Genomic DNA, 16317 nt, shown 5'->3' with positions numbered 1-16317 from the left:
GATGGCCCTTGACTTTCCTGGTGGGAAAGTGGGAATCTTACTTTCCTAGTAGGAAAGTAAGGGAGTCGTCATGGACAACACCGCACCTGATCAAGCCCGCGCCGCACTCGATGCGGCCGCCGCCGCGCAACGCCGAGTGGCCGAGGAGGTCGGCCTGCCGCGCGGTTACTGGTGGGCAATGGCCGCAGGGTGGCTCGTGCTCGGAGTGATCGGCGGTGTCGGGCCGACGTGGCTCATCACGGTCGCCACCCTGGCCTTCGGCATGGGGCATTCGGCCCTCGCGTCACGATTGCTCGATGGTCGGCGGCGCACGGATCAACTCCAGGTCAGCTCATCTGTCGCGGGTCGCCGCACCCCGCTGGTTGTGATCGGCATGCTGCTGGGGCTCGTTGCGCTCACCATCGGTGTGGCATTCGCGCTCGATGCCGACGGAGCCAGGCATGCCGGTATCTGGGCGGGCGTATTCGTCGCGGCCGTCATCGGATTCGGCGGCCCGGAGATGCTGCGGGTGCTGCGCCGCTGGGCCCGGGCATGACAACTGCGCGGTTCGACGAACTGATTCATCCGAGCACCCGGCTCACCCTCGTCGCGACTCTCGCCGCCGCCGACTGGGCCGAGTTCGCCTTCCTCAAAGATCGTCTGGGGCTGTCGGATTCGGCCCTGTCCAAACAGCTCGCGACGCTCGAGGAGGCCGGATACGTCCTCACCGAACGGCGGCTCGACGGTGGCCGGCGCAAGGTGCGCGCCCAATTGACGAGTACCGGGCGCGACGCCTTCAACGGTCATATCGCGGCACTGCAGGAAATTGTCGCCGGTGTCGCGTCACCGGTGGTAGGTGAGTGAGGCAGCGGAATCTAAGGTGAGGGCGCGCGTTCGTCGATGCCCGGCACGAGAGATCGTCTGCCGAGCGAGGAGTTGGTCATGCCCACAGCCGAGATCGCGAGCCGGCGAAGTCTGCGTCGGCTCGCCGCGGTGGCGGCGGCGTGCACCACGGCGGGCATCGCGACCGGTACGGCACATGGCAATTCGCCCCTGATCGAGGCGGGAACGACGTACGTCGCGCTGGGCAGCTCCTATGCCGCCGGTCCGGCTCTCGAGCCGATTGCCGACGTCGATTGCCTGCGTTCCGGGGCCGACTACGCGCATCTGGTCGCGGACCGCTTCCATCTGAATCTGGTCGACGCTACCTGCAGCGGCGCCACCAGCGCCGATATCCTGACCAACCACCTGCACGGAGTCACCGGCCGTAGCCTCGCACCGCAGATCGATGCCGTCACCTCAGACGCACGTCTGGTCACCATCACCATTGGCGGGAACGACCTCGGATACGTCGGGGCGCTGACAACACTGAGTTGCCGAAATAACTTCGGCCCCAATGCCTGTAGCGGCACGGCCGTGCAGGCCACGGCCGCCGACCTGGACCGGGTGAAAAGTTCGCTCACCGAGGTGGTCAATACCGTTCGTGCGAAGGCCCCGGACGCGACCGTCATGCTGGTCGACTATCTACCCGTTCTCGACGCATATGCCGAGACCTGCGCCGCCGTGCCCCTCACCCCGGACCAGGCAACAGCCTTGCGCGCCACCTACACCGGCCTGCTCGACGCGACCCAGCACGCCGCCGACGCCACAGGTGCGACAGTGGTACGCGCTGCCGCGGACGAATCCCAGCACGCCGCGTGCGGGCCCCAACCCTGGGTCACCGGCTTCGAGCTGCCGAACCCGATGGCGGGCAAGGGCGCTCCGTACCACCCCAACGCCGCCGGGATGGCCGCCGTCGCGGATGCGATCACCACAATTCTCGGCCACGAGACGAGTGAGCTGTAGCGCAGTTCCGCTACAGCGCCGCGAGGCAGGCCTGTGCGATCTGCACGTCCTGATCGGCGGTGCCGCCCGATACTCCCACCGCGCCGATCGCCCGGCCGTCCGCATCGGTGACGGGCAGTCCACCACCGAACGAGATCAGTCCGCCATTGCTCACTTCGATGCCGTAGATCGGACCGTCCGGGTGCGACAGGGTGCCGAGAACAGCGGACGGCATGCGGAAGAGGATGGCGGTCTTGGCTTTTCGCAAGGCGATGTCGATAGAGCCGAGCAGCGCATCGTCCATGCGAGAGAAATGCAGCAGATGACCGGCGGCATCGACCACCACGATGTTCATGGGAGTGTTGATGGTTTCGGCGGCCTTGTGGCCGGCGGCGGCGAGGCGGGCTGCGGTATCGAGCGTCAATTGCGTCATGACATCGAGATTCGCGGTGCGCGGCGTTGTGAACCAGGGTGGTGTCGTGGCTGGGGTGGTCGTTCCGGGGGATGACAGCCCCAGGAACCGGACGGTCGGAAAATGCGAGACTGGGCGACGTGAGCGAGCTCGGCGATTTCCTCAAGGCAAAACGCGCGACCCTGTCCCCGGAGGATGTCGGGCTGCCCGCGGTGGGGAATCCGCGGCGGGTCGAAGGGCTGCGGCGTGAGGAAGTCGCACTGCTGGCGGCGGTGAGCGTGGACCACTACACACGTCTCGAACAGGGCCGGGTAGCGGCGGCCTCGGACAATCTCTTGGCAGGGATAGCGCGAGCACTGCGGTTGACCGACGAGGAACATGAGTACCTGCGAATGCTCGTGCAGGCGCGACCCACTCGGCGCGGCCGGTCCGAGCCGGAGGTGAGCACCGCCATGCGGGATCTCCTCGACGCCCTGCCCACTCCCGCACTCGTCTTGGGCCCGCGCACCGATATCCTCGCGTGGAATGCCGCTGCCGCGGCACTATTCGTCGACTTCGCCGAGATCCCGGCGCATCAGCGGGCCCTGGTCCGCCTGGTGTTCCTCGAACCCCGTATACGCACCCTGTTCAAGAACTGGGAGCAGGTCGGCGCGGAAGCCGTGGACCGCCTGCGCATGGCGGCCGCCCGCACACCCGGCGATCCGCGCCTGCTGCAACTGGTGGGGGAGCTGTCGGTCCACGATATCGACTTCCGCCGCTGGTGGGCCGGACACGGCGTGCGCACGATGGCGGGTGGCCGTAAAACGCTGCGCCACCCGGTGGTCGGCGATCTGGAAATCGATTGGCAAGTGCTGCAGGTGCTTTCGTCACCCGGCCAGACTCTGGTCACCTATACCGCGCCCGCGGGCTCGCCCGGTCACGAGGCGTTGCGGATCCTGGGTTCCTGGTCCGCCGTGGCTCCGGGTCGCAGCGAGCCGACTGTGGCCGGTGAAGTGCCCGGCGCCGATCTCGCGGAGTTGGCAGGTTCCGATGAATCCGGTCCGGGCGTACCGTCTCGAGTGGTGTAAGCGTCGCCTGCCCATTGGGAGTAACCATGACCTCGACCACCCCCGTGACCACCGGCTATCTGACCGTGCCCGACGGCCGCCTCTACTACGAAGTACGCGGCAGCGGGCCGCTGCTGGCGCTGGTGGGTGCGCCGATGGATTCGGGGCCGTTCGTTCCCGCCGCGGAACTGCTCGCGTCCGACTACACGGTGCTCACCCCGGACCCGCGCGGGCACGGCAAGAGCACACTGAACGATCCGAATCAGGACTCCACCCCCGAACTGCGTGCCGATGATCTGGCACGGCTGATCACCGATCTCGATGTGGGCCCGGCCATTGTGATCGGCTCCAGCGGCGGCGCCATCACCGGTCTCGCGCTGGCCCTGCATCATCCCGGCGTGGTGTCCACCCTCATCGCGCACGAGCCGCCGCTGCGTGAACTCCTCGACGATCGTGACGCATTGCGCGCCGAGGCCGAGGACGTCATCTCTACGTACAGCTCCGTCGACGCCGAAGCCGGCGTGCGCAAGTTCTTCGCCATGACCGGATTGGCCATGCCGGAGCCGGTCATGCGGCAGATGTTCGCCAACCCGCGCAATCCCGAGGCCGTCGCCTCCGAGTCCTTCTTCTACGAGCACGAATTCCGCGGCACTGCCGGTTGGGAGCCGGACCTCGAGGGTTTGCGTACGACGCCCACCCGCGTCATCATCGGCATCGGTGACACTTCCACCGACAAGTTCTGCGATCGCACTTCCCGCAAGCTCGCGGCGGCGCTGGGTATCGAGCCGGAGCTGTTCCCCGGCGGCCACGGCGGCTTCGCGGAGGATCCGGAAGCCTTCGTCAAGCGGGTGCGAGAAGTACTGCGGGACAACTGAAGACCGTGCGGCCGGGTCGAGATCCGGCCGCATCCGCTCGCCTGTCGTAGGACATTCCGTCAGTTCGGCGGGATGACCCAGCGGGTGTAGGTGTTCTCCGGATTGACGATGATCACATCGGCCAGATCGATGATTCGGTCGGGAACTTCGCCGTCGAAGTGTTCGAGGCCGACCGTGATGACCGCATCGGCCTCGAGCTGCGATACCGCATCACAGAGCTGCTCGATCGGCTCGTCCGTCTCCGGTCCGAACACCAGCATCTTGCACAGGTCATAGCCCAAACGTTTTGCCAGGTGCTGTATTTGGGCGATATCCCACTGCTGATGCGCGGCAGACACATCATGGCGCAGGTATCCGATCGCCCCCGGTTGCTGTCGCATCTGCCCCTCCTTCCGCGAATCCGGCTCGGTTCTACATCAACGCTATGGCACTGCCCGGCATCTCGCGAGAGAAACTCCTGGGAGTGCGGGGCAATTGCCCATCAGGGTTTCCCTGCGCCCGGAGCGGGTGCGGGGAACGCGACGACCTGCCCGGTCGGTTCCGATGCCTCGGGCCCGCCCCAATTCTGGCCCACCACATACAGATACGGATTTTCACCCCGGCTGAGCGCGCAGGCGAACGCACCCCGGTCGAGCTCGACGGTGGCCAGCACCGCCCCGCCCTCGGCGACCCGGACGCAATGCCGATTGCCCACATCGGCGTACCAGATCGCATTCTCGGCATCGATACAGATCCCGTCCGGGTGATCGCCCGGAGTTGCCGCCCAGACCCGGCGGTTGCCGAGGCCGCCGTCGGGCTCGATGTCATAGCCGGTCAGCTGTTCCGCATAGGATTCCGCGACGATCAGCGTCCGCCCGTCCGGCGTGATCGCCATCCCGTTCGGGAAGGCGAGGTTGTCGGCGACCTGCCGAACGGTGCCGTCCGCGGTGACCACGACAACGAACCCCGGCGCGAATTCCTCTGCGGGGAAATTGAATCCGATGCTGTTGACGTAGGCATAACCCCGGTCATCGACCACAATGTCGTTCCACGGCTTCTCCGACACCGTGGACAGATCGGCATGCCGAACCAGCGATCCGTCGGCCGCGCGGCGCAGCAACTGGCGCTGCGCCGAATCCACGATCAGCAATTGCCCGTCCGGCAGAAAGCCGATGCACATCGGAAACGACGGAATCTTCACGATCACCTCGTGCCCGCCGTCCCGGCCGAGCGCGATCACCTCGTTCGCTCCCCAGTCGGAGAACCAGAGTTGTCCCTCGTGCCAGCGCGGAGACTCACCGAACACGATTCCCCGCATAAGAATCTCGGGCTCATTCACGTCGCGACGTCCTTTCTCGGTCGGTAGTAATGGTGACGGTCCCAGCCTCGAAAACTCATCGTTCGACACGCGCGCAGTTCGGCGTGTATTCCGATGCCACCGCAGACTGACATGCCGCCCGCCAAGGATCGCGATCCGTCCCGGACAGCGATAGGGGTCGGCCGCAAGGGAATGTCTGCCGATCGGCGGTGCGTGGGAGAACGTGAAAGGTATTGGGGCGGATGAGAATCGATCATTATGGAGTCGTATCGAAATGAGTGCCGGCATCGGCGGTGGCGACGGGAATGCTGGTGCATATCGCCCCGGCGAGCGCGGGGCCACAGGACAGCCCGGGCGCATCGGGAATCCAGGCGGGTTCCGACATCGAGCCGCCGATCGACTGCCGTCCCACCACCTCGGACCCGAATCCGGTGATCGTCCTGCCCGGCCGCTGGTTCAGCCGGGTGTTCAGTATTCGGTCATGGAAACCAAGAACGACCAGGTCGCCACGCCCGCCGGAACGTGCTCCTTCATTACCGAGCCCGGTGTCACGAACGACTTCTACGAGGATCTCTTCCCGGACAGCCCGGCGGTCGATCACTCGACCCTGCGCTCGAGCCCGCAGACCGCGAACTGGGTTGTGGACCAACTCTATTCACGCTGAAACCGAACGAGGCGGTCCCGCCGTCTGCCACCGGTGGGACCGCCTCGTTCGGGCACGATCGGGTCAGCCGAGAGGCGGTTCCAGACAGGAGGGGGCATCCTCGGGCGAGCTGATACTGATCGCCGGCCCGCCTCGCCCTCGGCGGTCGACCACACCGGAGCATGGCCGCGGTCGATCTCCTCATGTCCAATCAGGCTGGCGCAGTTCGTCCCGTACAAACCAACCGCCCGGGCAATGCCGGTTCGGTCATGCCGCGTCCGTGAGTCCCTTGCCGAGGACCGGGTAGTCGGTATAGCCCTCGGCGTCGCCGACGTACATGAGGTGGGCATCGCGCACCAGGTTCAGTGGGGCTTTGCTGCGCAGGCGGTCGATCAAATCCGGATTGGCCAGGAAAGACCGTCCCAGTGAGACGAGATCCGCGCCTGCGGCGAGCAGTGATTCGGCTGCCCGCTTCCCGCCGTCCTCGGGCAGGGGCACGCCCCAGCCCAGGTGGGGGTTGGCGATGAGCACACCCGGCCATAGTGCGCGGAGCTGCTGGAACAGCCGGCTGGTGGGGTCGGCGAAGACGAGGTGGAGGTAGGCGAGCGGCCGTGCTGCCAGCGCCGCCACCAGGACCGGGTAGAGAATGTCGGTGTCGTTCTCCGCAATACCGTTGGTGGTGTTGCCCGGTGACAGCCGCACGCCGACACGCTCGGGTCCGATGGCAGTGGCCACAGCCTCCACGACCGCGAGGGTGAACCGGATGCGGTTGTCGATGCTACCGCCGTACTCGTCGGTGCGGTGGTTGGTATTGGAGGCCAGGAACTGGTGCAGCAGATAGCCGTTGGCGCTGTGGATTTCCACGCCCTCGAAGCCCGCATCGATGGCATTGCGCGCGGCCGTCACGAAATCGCCGATGGTGGAACCGATCTCGGCCAGGTCGAGCTCCTTCGGAGTTACCGCGCCTTGGCGCCCGGAGGGGGTATGGATACCCTCGGGCAGTGGAATCGCAGACGGGGCTACAGGTATCAACCCACTGTTGTCGGGGTGGCCGACCCGTCCGCCGTGCTGGAGTTGCACGAACATGTGCCCGCCCGCCGCGCGCACCGAGTCGGTGACCGTCCGCCAGCCCGCGATGTGTGCATCGTTGTACAGGCCTGGGATGTTGGGGTAGGTCAGTCCGACCCTGCTGGGGGTGGTGGCCTCGGCAATGATCAGGCCCGCAGCGGCGCGTTGGGTGTAGTACTCGGTCATCAGCCCTGACGGCGCACCGTCGTCCTCGGCGCGATTACGGGTCATCGGGGCCATCACCAGACGGTGTGAAAGCTCCAGGTCACCGAGCCGGAAGGCAGTGAAGATGTTCTCGTTCTCGATCATGCCGATACGATAAAACCTGACATTGATGTGAGAGGCAAGTGCGGGACCGAGGTTGACGTATGCGAATCGGTGAACTGGCCCGGCGTACCGGAGTGAGCGAACGATCGCTGCGGTACTACGGGGAACAGGGGCTGCTGCCCGCGGACCGAACCCCTGGCGGACAGCGGGACTATCCGGAGCGCGCTGTCGACCGGGTCATCCACATTCAGGAGTTGTTCGCCGCGGGCCTCAACAGTAAGAAGATCTTCGAGATCCTTCCCTGCATGCGCGACAGCGACGGCGGCGCGAACGAGCGCGCTACGCCCGAGCTGGTCGAGGAATTGCGCGCCGAACGCAATCGCATCGACCAGACCATCAGCGACCTGCTTCGTTCCCGCGAAGTGCTCGACGACGTGATCGGCCGCGCGAACGAGCGATTCGCATCTCCGGTGAAGTAGCCGGACCGGCGATTACTACCGGGACCCAGCACGACAGCACAATGCAAGTGTGACGACAGTTGCCTTCTGCAGACTCTGTTCATGAGCAAAGCGGCAGTCACGACGACGATGACCATCAATTCAGTCCAGGCGCCGGATGGCACCCGAATTGGGTACCGGCAGATCGATGAGCATCGGCTATCTCCGGGACGCTTCGGACACTCTGGAGAAGCTGCTGCCGGATGTCCGCCGCGTCACGCTCCCCGGCGTCGGTCATATGGCGGCGCTCAATGACGAGAAGCCGGAACTCGTCGCCGCCGCGCTCCGCAACTTCTTCCGGTGACAACAAAAAGCCCGCCGCGAAGAAGTCGCGGCGGGCCTTGTTCGTGCGGTCCGATCAGTGTGCGAAGGTGGCCGCGTTCTTGGCGAGGTCCAGCAGGGGCTGGGGGAAGATGCCGAGGACGAGGGTTGAGGCCGCGGTCAGCGCGACCACCGTGGTGGTGAGGGTGGGGGAGACGACGGTGGCCGAGGTGGTCGGGGCGTCGGTGAAGAACATCAGGACGATGACGCGGATGTAGAAGAAGGCGGCGATGGCGCTGCTGATTACACCGACGATGACCAGGGTTGCGGCCTCGCCGGAGGAGGCGGCTTCGAAGACTGCGAACTTGGCGATGAAGCCGCTGGTCAGTGGGATTCCGGCGAAGGAAAGCAGGAACAGGGAGAAGATGGACGCCAGCCAGGGAGAGCGGCGTCCCATTCCCGCCCAGGCCGAGAGAGACGTTGCCTCGTCACCGTTTTCGTCGCGGACCAGGCTGACCACGGCGAAGGCGCCGAGGGTTCCGAGGCCGTAGACCGCGAGGTAGAACAGCACGGAGGAGACGCCCGCCGTATTGGCGGCGACCAGGGCCGTGAGAATGAAGCCGGCGTGCGCCACCGACGAATACGCGAGCATGCGCTTCATATCCGTCTGCGTGATGGCGAAGACCGCGCCGACCACCATGGTGGCAATGGCGATGGCCGCGAGCACCGGCCGCCAGTCATTGCGCAGCCCGGGGACCGCCACGTAGAGCACCCGCAACATGGCGCCGACCGCCGCGATTTTGGTTGCGGCGGCCATGAATCCGGTGATCGGAGTAGGCGCGCCCTGGTACACATCGGGCACCCAGGACTGGAACGGCACCGCACCGATCTTGAAGAGCAGCCCGACGGCCAGCATGCCCACACTCAGCACCGCCAGGGTGTGCGAGGAGCTGGTGTCGCGGGCAACCGCATCGGCGATCCCGGAGAGCCGTACGGTCCCGGCGTAGCCGTAGAGCAATGCCATTCCGTAGAGGAAGAACGCCGACGAGAACGCGCCCAGCAGGAAGTACTTCAATGCCGCTTCCTGCGACAGCAACCGCTGCCGGCGGGCCAGCCCGCACAGCAGGTACAGCGGCAGCGACAGCACTTCCAGCGCCACGAACATTGTCAGCAGATCATTGGATGCCGGAAAGAGCATGAGTCCGGCCACCGCGAAGAGCGTGAGCGGGAAGACCTCGGTGGTGGCGACTCCTGCTCGCGTAGCGGCGATTTCGTCGGAACTGCCCGGCATGGAGGCGGCCTGCGGAGCAAAAGCGTCCACCCCGCGCGAGGCGGTGAGACTCCAGGTGCCCGGCCCCTCCTTGTGCACCGGCTGCCGATCGGACCGGCGCTCGGCAATGAACAGCAGCCCGAGGATCGAGACGACCAGGATGGTGCCCTGCAGATACAGCGTCACCCCGTCGATGGCGACCGCCCCGACCACCGCGGTCTCATTGGTGCCGCGCAGCCCGATCACCGCGCCGAGCGCGACACCCATGCCGCCGAGCCCGAGGATCAGTTGAATCAGGTACCGGGATTGCCTGGGCGCGAACGCCTCCACCAGTACGCCCGCGACCGCGACGCCGAACACGATGAGCATCGGCGCGAGATCGCGGTATTCGATACTCGGCGCGGGAACGGACACGGTGGCGAGGATCAAGGGTGTAGCACTCACTTGTGAGCACCTCCGCTAGGTGTCTGTGCGGCTTCGGGTTTCACGGCCGGCGCCGGATCGTGCTGTCCGATGGTGTCGAGCGTGCGGGCCACCGCCGGATCGATGCGGTCCAGAACAGGTTTCGGGTACGCGCCGAGGAACAGCAGCGCGGCGATGAGCGGGACCACGACCACCATTTCCCGTGGCAGCAGGTCGTAGAGCCGCTCATTGCCCTCCTTGACCGGCCCGGTCATCATTCGCTGGTACATCCACAGCACATACAGCGCCGCGAGCACCAGCGCGCTGGCCGCGAAGATCGCCGCTACCGGGTACCGCGTGAATGTGCCGATCAGCACCAGGAATTCGCTGATGAAAGGTGCGAGCCCGGGCATCGAGAGCGTCGCCAGACCGGAGATGAAGAAGGTGCCCGCCAGAATCGGCGCGACCTTCTGCACCCCGCCGTACGCGGCAATGAGCCGACTTCCCCTGCGCGACACGAGGAATCCGGCAATCAGGAACAGCGCCGCGGTGGAGATGCCGTGATTGACCATGTACAGCGTCGCCCCGGTGCCGCCCTGCGTGGTGAGCGCGAAGATCCCGAGAATGATGAAGCCGAAGTGCGAGATCGAGGTGTAGGCGATCAGCCTCATGACATCGGTCTGCCCGATGGCAAGTAGCGCCCCGTAGATGATGCCGATCACCGCGAGCACACTGATGAACGGCGCGTAAGTCGCTGTGGCGGAGGGGAACAGCAGCAGGCAGTAGCGCAGCATGCCGAAGGTCCCGACCTTGTCGACCACCGCCATCATGAGCACCGCACTGGCCGGTGTGGCGGCCACGGCCGCATCCGGCAACCAGGTGTGCAACGGCCACAGCGGAGCTTTCACCGCGAAGGCGAACATGAATCCGAGGAACAGCGCGTTGAGCACCGCGGGCGTCGCGCCCAGCTGCCCGGAGTTGGCGGCATGCATCACGACCCGGAAATCGAACGTCCCGGCCCCGTGCAAGCCGAGCTTCTCCCGCGCGGTCAGCACATACAGCCCGATGACCGCCGCCAGCATGATGAGCCCGCCGAACAGGTTGTACAGCAGGAACTTCACCGCCGCCCGCGACCGCTGGGCCCGCATGCCCGGATCTCCCACACGCGGCCCGAACCCGCCGATGAGGAAGTACATCGGGATGAGCATGACCTCGAAGAAGACGTAGAACAGCAGAATGTCCAAGGCGGTGAAGGAGATCAGCACCATGGCTTCCACCACGAGCATGAGCGCCACGTAGTAGTGCGCCACGCGCGGACCGTTGCCGACCTCGCGCTCGTCCTGCCAGCCGGCGAGAATGAGCAGCGGCGCCAAACCTGCGGTGAGCAGGATCAGCACCAGCGCGATGCCGTCGATGCCGAGCGTGTATCCGGCCCCGAAGGCCGGAATCCACTCCCGCGATTCGACGAATTGATACTGCGCCCCACCGGTTTTGAACTGCGTGGCCAGCCAGATCGCGATCCCGAGCGTGCCCAGCGACACCAGCAGCGCGAAGATTCGCGCCCCGCTGCGCCAGGCGGCCGGGAAGAACAGCACCAGCGCGGCCCCCACCATGGGCACCGCCCACAGCATTGTCAGCCAGGGAAAGTCACTCAAAACAACCTCACCGCCAGCAGGGCGGCGGCCACCAGTGCCGCGCCGGTGAACATGGACAGAGCGTACGAGCGCACAAAACCGGTCTGCAGCCGCCGAACTCGGCCCGACAGCCCGCCGATCATGGCGGCGGTGGTATTGACCAGACCGTCGATGCCGCGATTGTCGACGAAGACCAGCGAGCGGGTCAGATGCTGACCGGGCCGCATGAACGCGCCCTCGTTGAACGCGTCGCCGTAGAGATCGCGGCGGGCCGCCTGGGTGAGAGCCGTTCCCTCCGGGGCGATTTCGGGAATCGGATGCGCCGCGTACTGGTCGTAGGCCACCCATGCGCCCGCGGCCACCACGGCCAGGGCGAAGAAGGTGATGGCCCACACCGGGATGATCGGCTCACCGTGATGCGCGCCGACCACCGGCGCCAGCCAATTCTGCAGCGAGGAACCGTAGGCCAGCAGTGCGCCGGAGGTGACGGAGCCGATGGCCAGCAGGATCATCGGACCGGTCATGGAGGCGGGGGATTCGTGCGGATGTACCCCTTCCTTCCAGCGCTTCTCACCGAAGAAGGTGAGCAGCATGACGCGGGTCATGTAGAACGCGGTGATACCAGCACCGGCCAGTGCCGCGAGTCCGGTGATGATGCCGCCGAATCCGCCGTGCGCGAAGGCTGCTTCGATAATCCGGTCCTTGGACCAGAACCCCGCGAAGGGCGGCACTCCGAGGATGGCGAGATAGCCGAGCCCGAAGGTGACGTAGGTGATCGGCAGCAGCTTGCGCAATCCGCCGTACCGCCGCATATCGGTTTCGTCGTCCATGGCGTGCATGACCGACCCCGCACCGAGGAACAGCCCGGCCTTGAAGAATCCGTGGGTCAGCAAATGCATGATGGCCGCGGCATATCCGACCGGCCCGAGGCCCGCAGCCAGAATCATGTAGCCGATCTGACTCATGGTCGAGGCCGCCAGGGCCTTCTTGATGTCGTCCTTGGCGCAGCCGATGATCGCGCCGTAGAGCAGCGTGACCGCGCCGACCGCCATGACCGCGGCCTGCGCGCCCGGAGCCAGATCGAAGATCGGATTCGAGCGCGCGATCAGATACACACCGGCGGTGACCATGGTGGCCGCGTGGATGAGCGCCGACACCGGAGTCGGGCCCTCCATCGCGTCCCCGAGCCAGGCCTGCAGCGGCACCTGAGCCGACTTACCGCACGCACCGAGCAGCAGCAGCAGGCCGATGGCAGTGAGTGTTCCGCTGCTCGCCTGATGCGCCGCCCCGAAGACCGTCCGGAAGTCGATGCTGCCGAAGGTCGCGAACATGATCATGAGCGCGATCGCCAGACCCATATCGCCGACCCGGTTGACCACGAACGCCTTCTTGGCAGCCGTTGCGGCGGAAGGCTTGTGGTACCAGAACCCGATCAGCAGATACGACGCCAGACCGACGCCTTCCCAGCCGAGGTACAGCACCAGGAAGTTGTCCGCGAGCACCAGAACCAGCATGGCCGCCAGGAACAGATTCAGGTAGGCGAAGAACCGCCGCCGTCCCTCATCGTGGGCCATGTACCCGATCGAATAGATGTGGATCAGCGATCCGACACCGGTGATCAGCAGCGCGAAGCACATCGACAACTGATCCAATTGCAGTGCGGCATCCACCTTGAACCCGGTGACCGGCACCCAGCTGAACAGGTTGTAGTGCACGGCGCGAGTGGGATTGGAGCGATCGAGCATCTCCGAGAAGGCCCAGATCGCGACACCGAAGGATCCGAGCGCCAGCGCGGTGCCGACCCAGTGTCCCCAGCTATCGCTGACCCGTCCCAGCATCAGCAGGAATACGGCGCCGCCGAGGGGCAGCGCCGGCAGCAGCCACAGCATCATCTGTGCGGTTGTCATATCAGTACCGCAGCAGACTTGCGTCGTCGACCGAGGTCGAGCGGCGGGCACGGAAGATGGTCATGATGATGGCCAGGCCGACCACGACCTCGGCGGCCGCGACCACCATGGTGAAGAAGGCGAACACCTGCCCGTCCAGATTGGCGTGCAGCCGGGCGAAGGTGACAAACGCCAGATTCACCGCATTGAGCATGAGCTCGATGCACATGAACACCACGATCGCATTGCGCCGCACCAGCACTCCGGCCGCGCCGATGGTGAAGAGCAGGGCGGAGAGATACAGATAGTTGTCCGGGTTCACCGCGAGCCTTCCTCTGAATTGTCGTCACCACTGCCGCTGCCGACCGTGCGCACCACCGCTTCCTCGTGGGCGCGGTTGCGGCGGTGCCGCAGAATGGAACTGACCGAGAGCTCCTCGAAGGAGCCGTCCGGCAGTCGCGCCGGTGCGTCGACGGCATTGTGGCGGGCGTACACGCCGGGCGTCGGCAGCGGTGTGACCCGCCTGCCGTCCCGGAATCGCTGTTTGGACAGTTCGCGCTGATCGGTGCGCGGGCCGAACTTCTCCCGGTGCGCGAGCACCATGGCGCCGATGGTGGCGGTGATGAGCAGTGCGCCGGTCAGTTCGAACGCCCAGACGTAGCGCACGAAGATGAGTTCGGCGAGCGCCCCGATAGCATCCTTACCGCCCAGCCCCGGGCCGGTGGCGGCGACGCTGGTGGACTTCATACCGCGCGCGAGCGCGGCGATGATCAGCATGCCGAATCCGACACCGACGACGATCACCGCAATTCGCTGGCCCCGCAATGTCTCTCGCAGCGATTCCTGCGAGTCAACGCCGACCAGCATCAGCACGAACAGGAACAGCATCATGACCGCGCCGGTGTAGACGACGATCTGCACAATGCCCAGGAACAGTGCGTTCTCGGCGATATAGAAGGCCGAGAGCGTGATCATGGTGGCCGCCAGGCACAGTGCCGAATGCACGGCCTTGCGTGCGCACACCATGCCCAGCGCGCCGACCACCGCGATGACGGCCAGAATCCAGAACTGCACGGCCTCGCCGGTGGAGGTGTGGGTGATGACCTGCTGCGCCGGTTGGGCGTAGAGGGAATTCATCGCTTGACCCCTCCTTCGACTCCCGCGAGTTCGACTGCCGCACCGGGGACTTCACCGCGGTAGTAGGTGCCCTCGTCCGCGCCCGGGTACATGGCGTGCGGCGCCGGCTGCATACCCGCCAGCATGGGCGCGAGCAGATCCTTCTTCTCGAGAATGAGATCGGCGCGATTGTCATCGGCCATCTCGTACTCGTTGGTCATGGTCAGCGCCCGGGTCGGGCACGCCTCGATGCACAGACCACAGCCGATGCAGCGCAGGTAATTGATCTGATAAACCTGGCCGTAGCGCTCACCGGGTGAGAAGCGCTCCTCCTCGGTGTTGTCCGCGCCCTCGACATAGATGGCGTCCGCCGGGCAGGCCCAGGCACACAGCTCGCAGCCGATGCACTTCTCCAGCCCGTCCGGATGCCGATTGAGCTGGTGCCGCCCGTGATAGCGCGGCGCCGTCGGCGTCTTGACCTCCGGGTACATCTCGGTATTCGGCTTCTTGAACATGGTGGCGGCGGTGACGTAGAACCCGCCGAGCGGTTCCAGCAGACCGGATTTCGGTGTCGAGGCCATCGGCTCGGCCGGCATGGGCGGCACCGGGAAGTCCGAATACATGCGGGTCGCATCCGCATCCGGTGCGGCCTTGGACCGATCGTCGCCCGCATGCCCGGCGCGCAGCACCATGCCGATCATCACCCCGGCGACCACCAGGCCGCCGATGACCATGCCCGGCGTCTGGACGTGAATGCCGTTGTTCTGCAGCGCGCGCAGCGTCGCCACGAACATGACCCAGGCCAGCGAGATCGGAATCAGTATCTTCCAGCCGAGATTCATGAACTGGTCGTAGCGCAGTCGCGGCAGGGTGCCGCGCAACCAGATGAATACGAACAGGAAGGTCCACACCTTGGCGACGAACCAGATCATCGGCCACCAGCCGTGATTGGCGCCCGCCCACAGGCTGATCGGGAACGGTGCGTGCCAGCCGCCGAAGAACAGCGTGGTGGCCAGCGCGGAAACCGTTGCCATATTGATGTATTCGGCCATCATGAACATGGCGAACTTCAGCGAGGAGTACTCGGTGTGGAAACCGCCGACCAGCTCACCCTCGGCCTCGGGCAGATCGAAGGGCGCGCGGTTGGTCTCACCGACCATGGACACCGCGTAGATGAGGAACGAGGGCAGCAGCAGGAAGACGTACCAGGTGCCGAACTGCGCCCGCACGATATCCGAGGTGGCCATACTGCCCGAGAGCAGGAAGACCGCCGCGAAGCACAGCGCCATGGCGATCTCGTAGGAGATGACCTGCGCGGTGGAGCGCAACCCGCCCAGCAGCGGGTAGGTCGAGCCGGAAGACCAGCCCGCCAGCACGATTCCGTACACACCCACCGAGGCCATGGCCAGCACGTAGAGCACACCCACCGGCATATCCGTCAGCTGCAACGGCGTGCGGTGCCCGAACATGGAGACCTCGGGTCCGAACGGAATGACGGCGAACGCCATCACGGCCGGAATCAGCGAAATGATCGGCGCCAGAATGAAGATGGGCTTGTCCACGATGGTCGGGATGATGTCCTCTTTGAGGAGCATCTTCACGCCGTCGGCGATGGACTGCAGACTGCCGCGCGGGCCGACCCGGTTCGGGCCGACGCGCATCTGCATGAACGCCACGATCTTGCGCTCCGCGTACACCGCAAGCATCGGGATGAGTAGCAGGAAGACGAAGATGCCGACGGATTTGATCAGCACCAGCCACCACGGATCGTGGCCGAACACGGCCGTCAGGTCAGGCCCGGAGGCGGCAGCCTGCGTCACCACGGAGGGCCCCCGGACGG

19 protein-coding genes are annotated in these 16317 nt (G+C 65.7%); 8 read left to right on the top strand and 11 right to left on the bottom strand.

The features are described from left to right. The first annotated feature begins 70 nt into the window (after positions 1–70). From OG716_RS10420 to OG716_RS10410, 3 genes are all read left to right on the top strand, one after another. Entirely contained in the window at positions 71–535 is a 465-nt protein-coding gene (locus OG716_RS10420) for a hypothetical protein (protein ID WP_355127739.1), read from the top strand. Next, the gene (locus tag OG716_RS10415; RefSeq protein WP_405137421.1) at positions 532–843 is read left to right on the top strand and encodes a transcriptional regulator; all 312 of its coding nucleotides are present in this window, start codon (positions 532–534) and stop codon (positions 841–843) included. Before OG716_RS10420 ends, OG716_RS10415 begins: the two co-directional genes overlap by 4 nt. A 78-nt stretch (positions 844–921) precedes the next feature. Then, positions 922–1824 (top strand): SGNH/GDSL hydrolase family protein, encoded by a 903-nt coding sequence (locus tag OG716_RS10410; RefSeq protein WP_405137420.1) that lies wholly within the window; start codon positions 922–924, stop codon positions 1822–1824. A gap of 10 nt (positions 1825–1834) precedes the next feature. On the opposite strand, the gene OG716_RS10405 is transcribed toward OG716_RS10410, so the two are convergent. Then, entirely contained in the window at positions 1835–2236 is a 402-nt protein-coding gene (locus tag OG716_RS10405) for a heme-binding protein (protein WP_405137419.1), read from the bottom strand. A 119-nt stretch (positions 2237–2355) separates the two neighbouring features. Between OG716_RS10405 and OG716_RS10400 the strand changes: the two genes are divergently transcribed. Next, positions 2356–3282 (top strand): helix-turn-helix transcriptional regulator, encoded by a 927-nt coding sequence (locus OG716_RS10400; protein WP_405137418.1) that lies wholly within the window; start codon positions 2356–2358, stop codon positions 3280–3282. A gap of 26 nt (positions 3283–3308) precedes the next feature. Next, positions 3309–4136, top strand: a complete 828-nt coding sequence (locus OG716_RS10395) for an alpha/beta fold hydrolase (RefSeq protein WP_405137417.1) — start codon at positions 3309–3311, stop codon at positions 4134–4136. A 59-nt stretch (positions 4137–4195) separates the two neighbouring features. Here the strand turns inward: OG716_RS10395 and OG716_RS10390 are convergent, their stop codons facing one another. The 3 genes from OG716_RS10390 to OG716_RS10380 all read right to left on the bottom strand — a co-directional run bounded on the left by OG716_RS10390 (position 4196) and on the right by OG716_RS10380 (position 5818). Further along, positions 4196–4516, bottom strand: coding sequence for a hypothetical protein (locus OG716_RS10390; RefSeq protein WP_405137416.1), 321 nt, complete (start codon positions 4514–4516; stop codon positions 4196–4198). A gap of 101 nt (positions 4517–4617) precedes the next feature. Beyond that, positions 4618–5454 carry an SMP-30/gluconolactonase/LRE family protein gene (locus OG716_RS10385; RefSeq protein ID WP_405137415.1) on the bottom strand — a complete coding sequence of 279 codons (837 nt, stop codon included), beginning with the start codon at positions 5452–5454 and terminating at the stop codon, positions 4618–4620. A gap of 235 nt (positions 5455–5689) precedes the next feature. Then, positions 5690–5818, bottom strand: a complete 129-nt coding sequence (locus OG716_RS10380) for a hypothetical protein (RefSeq protein WP_405137414.1) — start codon at positions 5816–5818, stop codon at positions 5690–5692. A gap of 96 nt (positions 5819–5914) precedes the next feature. On the opposite strand from OG716_RS10380, the gene OG716_RS10375 reads away from it, so the two are divergent. Then, the gene (locus OG716_RS10375) at positions 5915–6097 is read left to right on the top strand and encodes a hypothetical protein (protein WP_405137413.1); all 183 of its coding nucleotides are present in this window, start codon (positions 5915–5917) and stop codon (positions 6095–6097) included. Positions 6098–6343: 246 nt separating this feature from the next. Here the strand turns inward: OG716_RS10375 and OG716_RS10370 are convergent, their stop codons facing one another. Beyond that, positions 6344–7453: an alkene reductase gene (locus OG716_RS10370; RefSeq protein WP_405137412.1), complete on the bottom strand. Its 1110-nt coding sequence runs from the start codon at positions 7451–7453 to the stop codon at positions 6344–6346. Between the two features lie 59 nt (positions 7454–7512). Between OG716_RS10370 and OG716_RS10365 the strand changes: the two genes are divergently transcribed. Both OG716_RS10365 and OG716_RS10360 read left to right on the top strand, forming a co-directional pair. After that, positions 7513–7890, top strand: coding sequence for a MerR family transcriptional regulator (locus tag OG716_RS10365; RefSeq protein ID WP_405137411.1), 378 nt, complete (start codon positions 7513–7515; stop codon positions 7888–7890). Positions 7891–8056: 166 nt separating this feature from the next. Then, a complete protein-coding gene (locus OG716_RS10360) occupies positions 8057–8212 on the top strand; it encodes an alpha/beta fold hydrolase (RefSeq protein ID WP_405137410.1) in 156 nt (51 codons plus the stop codon). Between the two features lie 54 nt (positions 8213–8266). Here the strand turns inward: OG716_RS10360 and nuoN are convergent, their stop codons facing one another. The 6 genes from nuoN to nuoH are packed head-to-tail and all read right to left on the bottom strand — an operon-like array spanning position 8267 to position 16267. Then, the gene (gene nuoN / locus OG716_RS10355) at positions 8267–9883 is read right to left on the bottom strand and encodes an NADH-quinone oxidoreductase subunit NuoN (protein ID WP_405137409.1); all 1617 of its coding nucleotides are present in this window, start codon (positions 9881–9883) and stop codon (positions 8267–8269) included. Beyond that, positions 9880–11496: an NADH-quinone oxidoreductase subunit M gene (locus OG716_RS10350; RefSeq protein ID WP_405137408.1), complete on the bottom strand. Its 1617-nt coding sequence runs from the start codon at positions 11494–11496 to the stop codon at positions 9880–9882. The genes nuoN and OG716_RS10350 overlap by 4 nt, the downstream gene beginning before the upstream one ends. Then, complete coding sequence (gene nuoL / locus OG716_RS10345; protein WP_405139627.1) at positions 11493–13364, bottom strand: NADH-quinone oxidoreductase subunit L; 1872 nt, start codon at positions 13362–13364, stop codon at positions 11493–11495. Before nuoL ends, OG716_RS10350 begins: the two co-directional genes overlap by 4 nt. Positions 13365–13383: 19 nt before the next feature. Next, on the bottom strand, positions 13384–13683 hold the full coding sequence (gene nuoK / locus OG716_RS10340; RefSeq protein ID WP_297617092.1) for an NADH-quinone oxidoreductase subunit NuoK: 300 nt from the start codon (positions 13681–13683) through the stop codon (positions 13384–13386). Beyond that, complete coding sequence (locus tag OG716_RS10335) at positions 13680–14498, bottom strand: NADH-quinone oxidoreductase subunit J (RefSeq protein ID WP_405137407.1); 819 nt, start codon at positions 14496–14498, stop codon at positions 13680–13682. Before OG716_RS10335 ends, nuoK begins: the two co-directional genes overlap by 4 nt. Then, on the bottom strand, positions 14495–16267 hold the full coding sequence (gene nuoH, locus OG716_RS10330; protein ID WP_405139625.1) for an NADH-quinone oxidoreductase subunit NuoH: 1773 nt from the start codon (positions 16265–16267) through the stop codon (positions 14495–14497). The genes OG716_RS10335 and nuoH overlap by 4 nt, the downstream gene beginning before the upstream one ends. Positions 16268–16317 lie beyond the last annotated feature (50 nt).

Source organism: Nocardia sp. NBC_01388 (assembly GCF_045040085.1).
In the GTDB taxonomy this organism is placed as follows: domain Bacteria; phylum Actinomycetota; class Actinomycetes; order Mycobacteriales; family Mycobacteriaceae; genus Nocardia.
The sequence above is the reverse complement of the archived record's forward strand: the minus strand, read 5'-3'. Positions and strand labels throughout refer to the sequence as shown.

Excerpts from the sequence above, each read along its gene's own strand:
- OG716_RS10420 (WP_355127739.1), top strand. The coding sequence starts at position 71 with ATGGACAACACCGCACCTGATCAAGCCCGCGCCGCACTCGATGCGGCC.
- OG716_RS10415 (WP_405137421.1), top strand. The coding sequence starts at position 532 with ATGACAACTGCGCGGTTCGACGAACTGATTCATCCGAGCACCCGGCTC.
- OG716_RS10410 (WP_405137420.1), top strand. The coding sequence starts at position 922 with ATGCCCACAGCCGAGATCGCGAGCCGGCGAAGTCTGCGTCGGCTCGCC.
- OG716_RS10405 (WP_405137419.1), bottom strand. The coding sequence starts at position 2,236 with ATGACGCAATTGACGCTCGATACCGCAGCCCGCCTCGCCGCCGCCGGC.
- OG716_RS10395 (WP_405137417.1), top strand. The coding sequence starts at position 3,309 with ATGACCTCGACCACCCCCGTGACCACCGGCTATCTGACCGTGCCCGAC.
- OG716_RS10390 (WP_405137416.1), bottom strand. The coding sequence starts at position 4,516 with ATGCGACAGCAACCGGGGGCGATCGGATACCTGCGCCATGATGTGTCT.
- OG716_RS10380 (WP_405137414.1), bottom strand. The coding sequence starts at position 5,818 with ATGTCGGAACCCGCCTGGATTCCCGATGCGCCCGGGCTGTCCTGTGGC.
- OG716_RS10375 (WP_405137413.1), top strand. The coding sequence starts at position 5,915 with ATGGAAACCAAGAACGACCAGGTCGCCACGCCCGCCGGAACGTGCTCC.
- OG716_RS10370 (WP_405137412.1), bottom strand. The coding sequence starts at position 7,453 with ATGATCGAGAACGAGAACATCTTCACTGCCTTCCGGCTCGGTGACCTG.
- OG716_RS10365 (WP_405137411.1), top strand. The coding sequence starts at position 7,513 with ATGCGAATCGGTGAACTGGCCCGGCGTACCGGAGTGAGCGAACGATCG.
- OG716_RS10360 (WP_405137410.1), top strand. The coding sequence starts at position 8,057 with ATGAGCATCGGCTATCTCCGGGACGCTTCGGACACTCTGGAGAAGCTG.
- nuoL (WP_405139627.1), bottom strand. The coding sequence starts at position 13,364 with ATGCTGTGGCTGCTGCCGGCGCTGCCCCTCGGCGGCGCCGTATTCCTG.
- OG716_RS10335 (WP_405137407.1), bottom strand. The coding sequence starts at position 14,498 with ATGAATTCCCTCTACGCCCAACCGGCGCAGCAGGTCATCACCCACACC.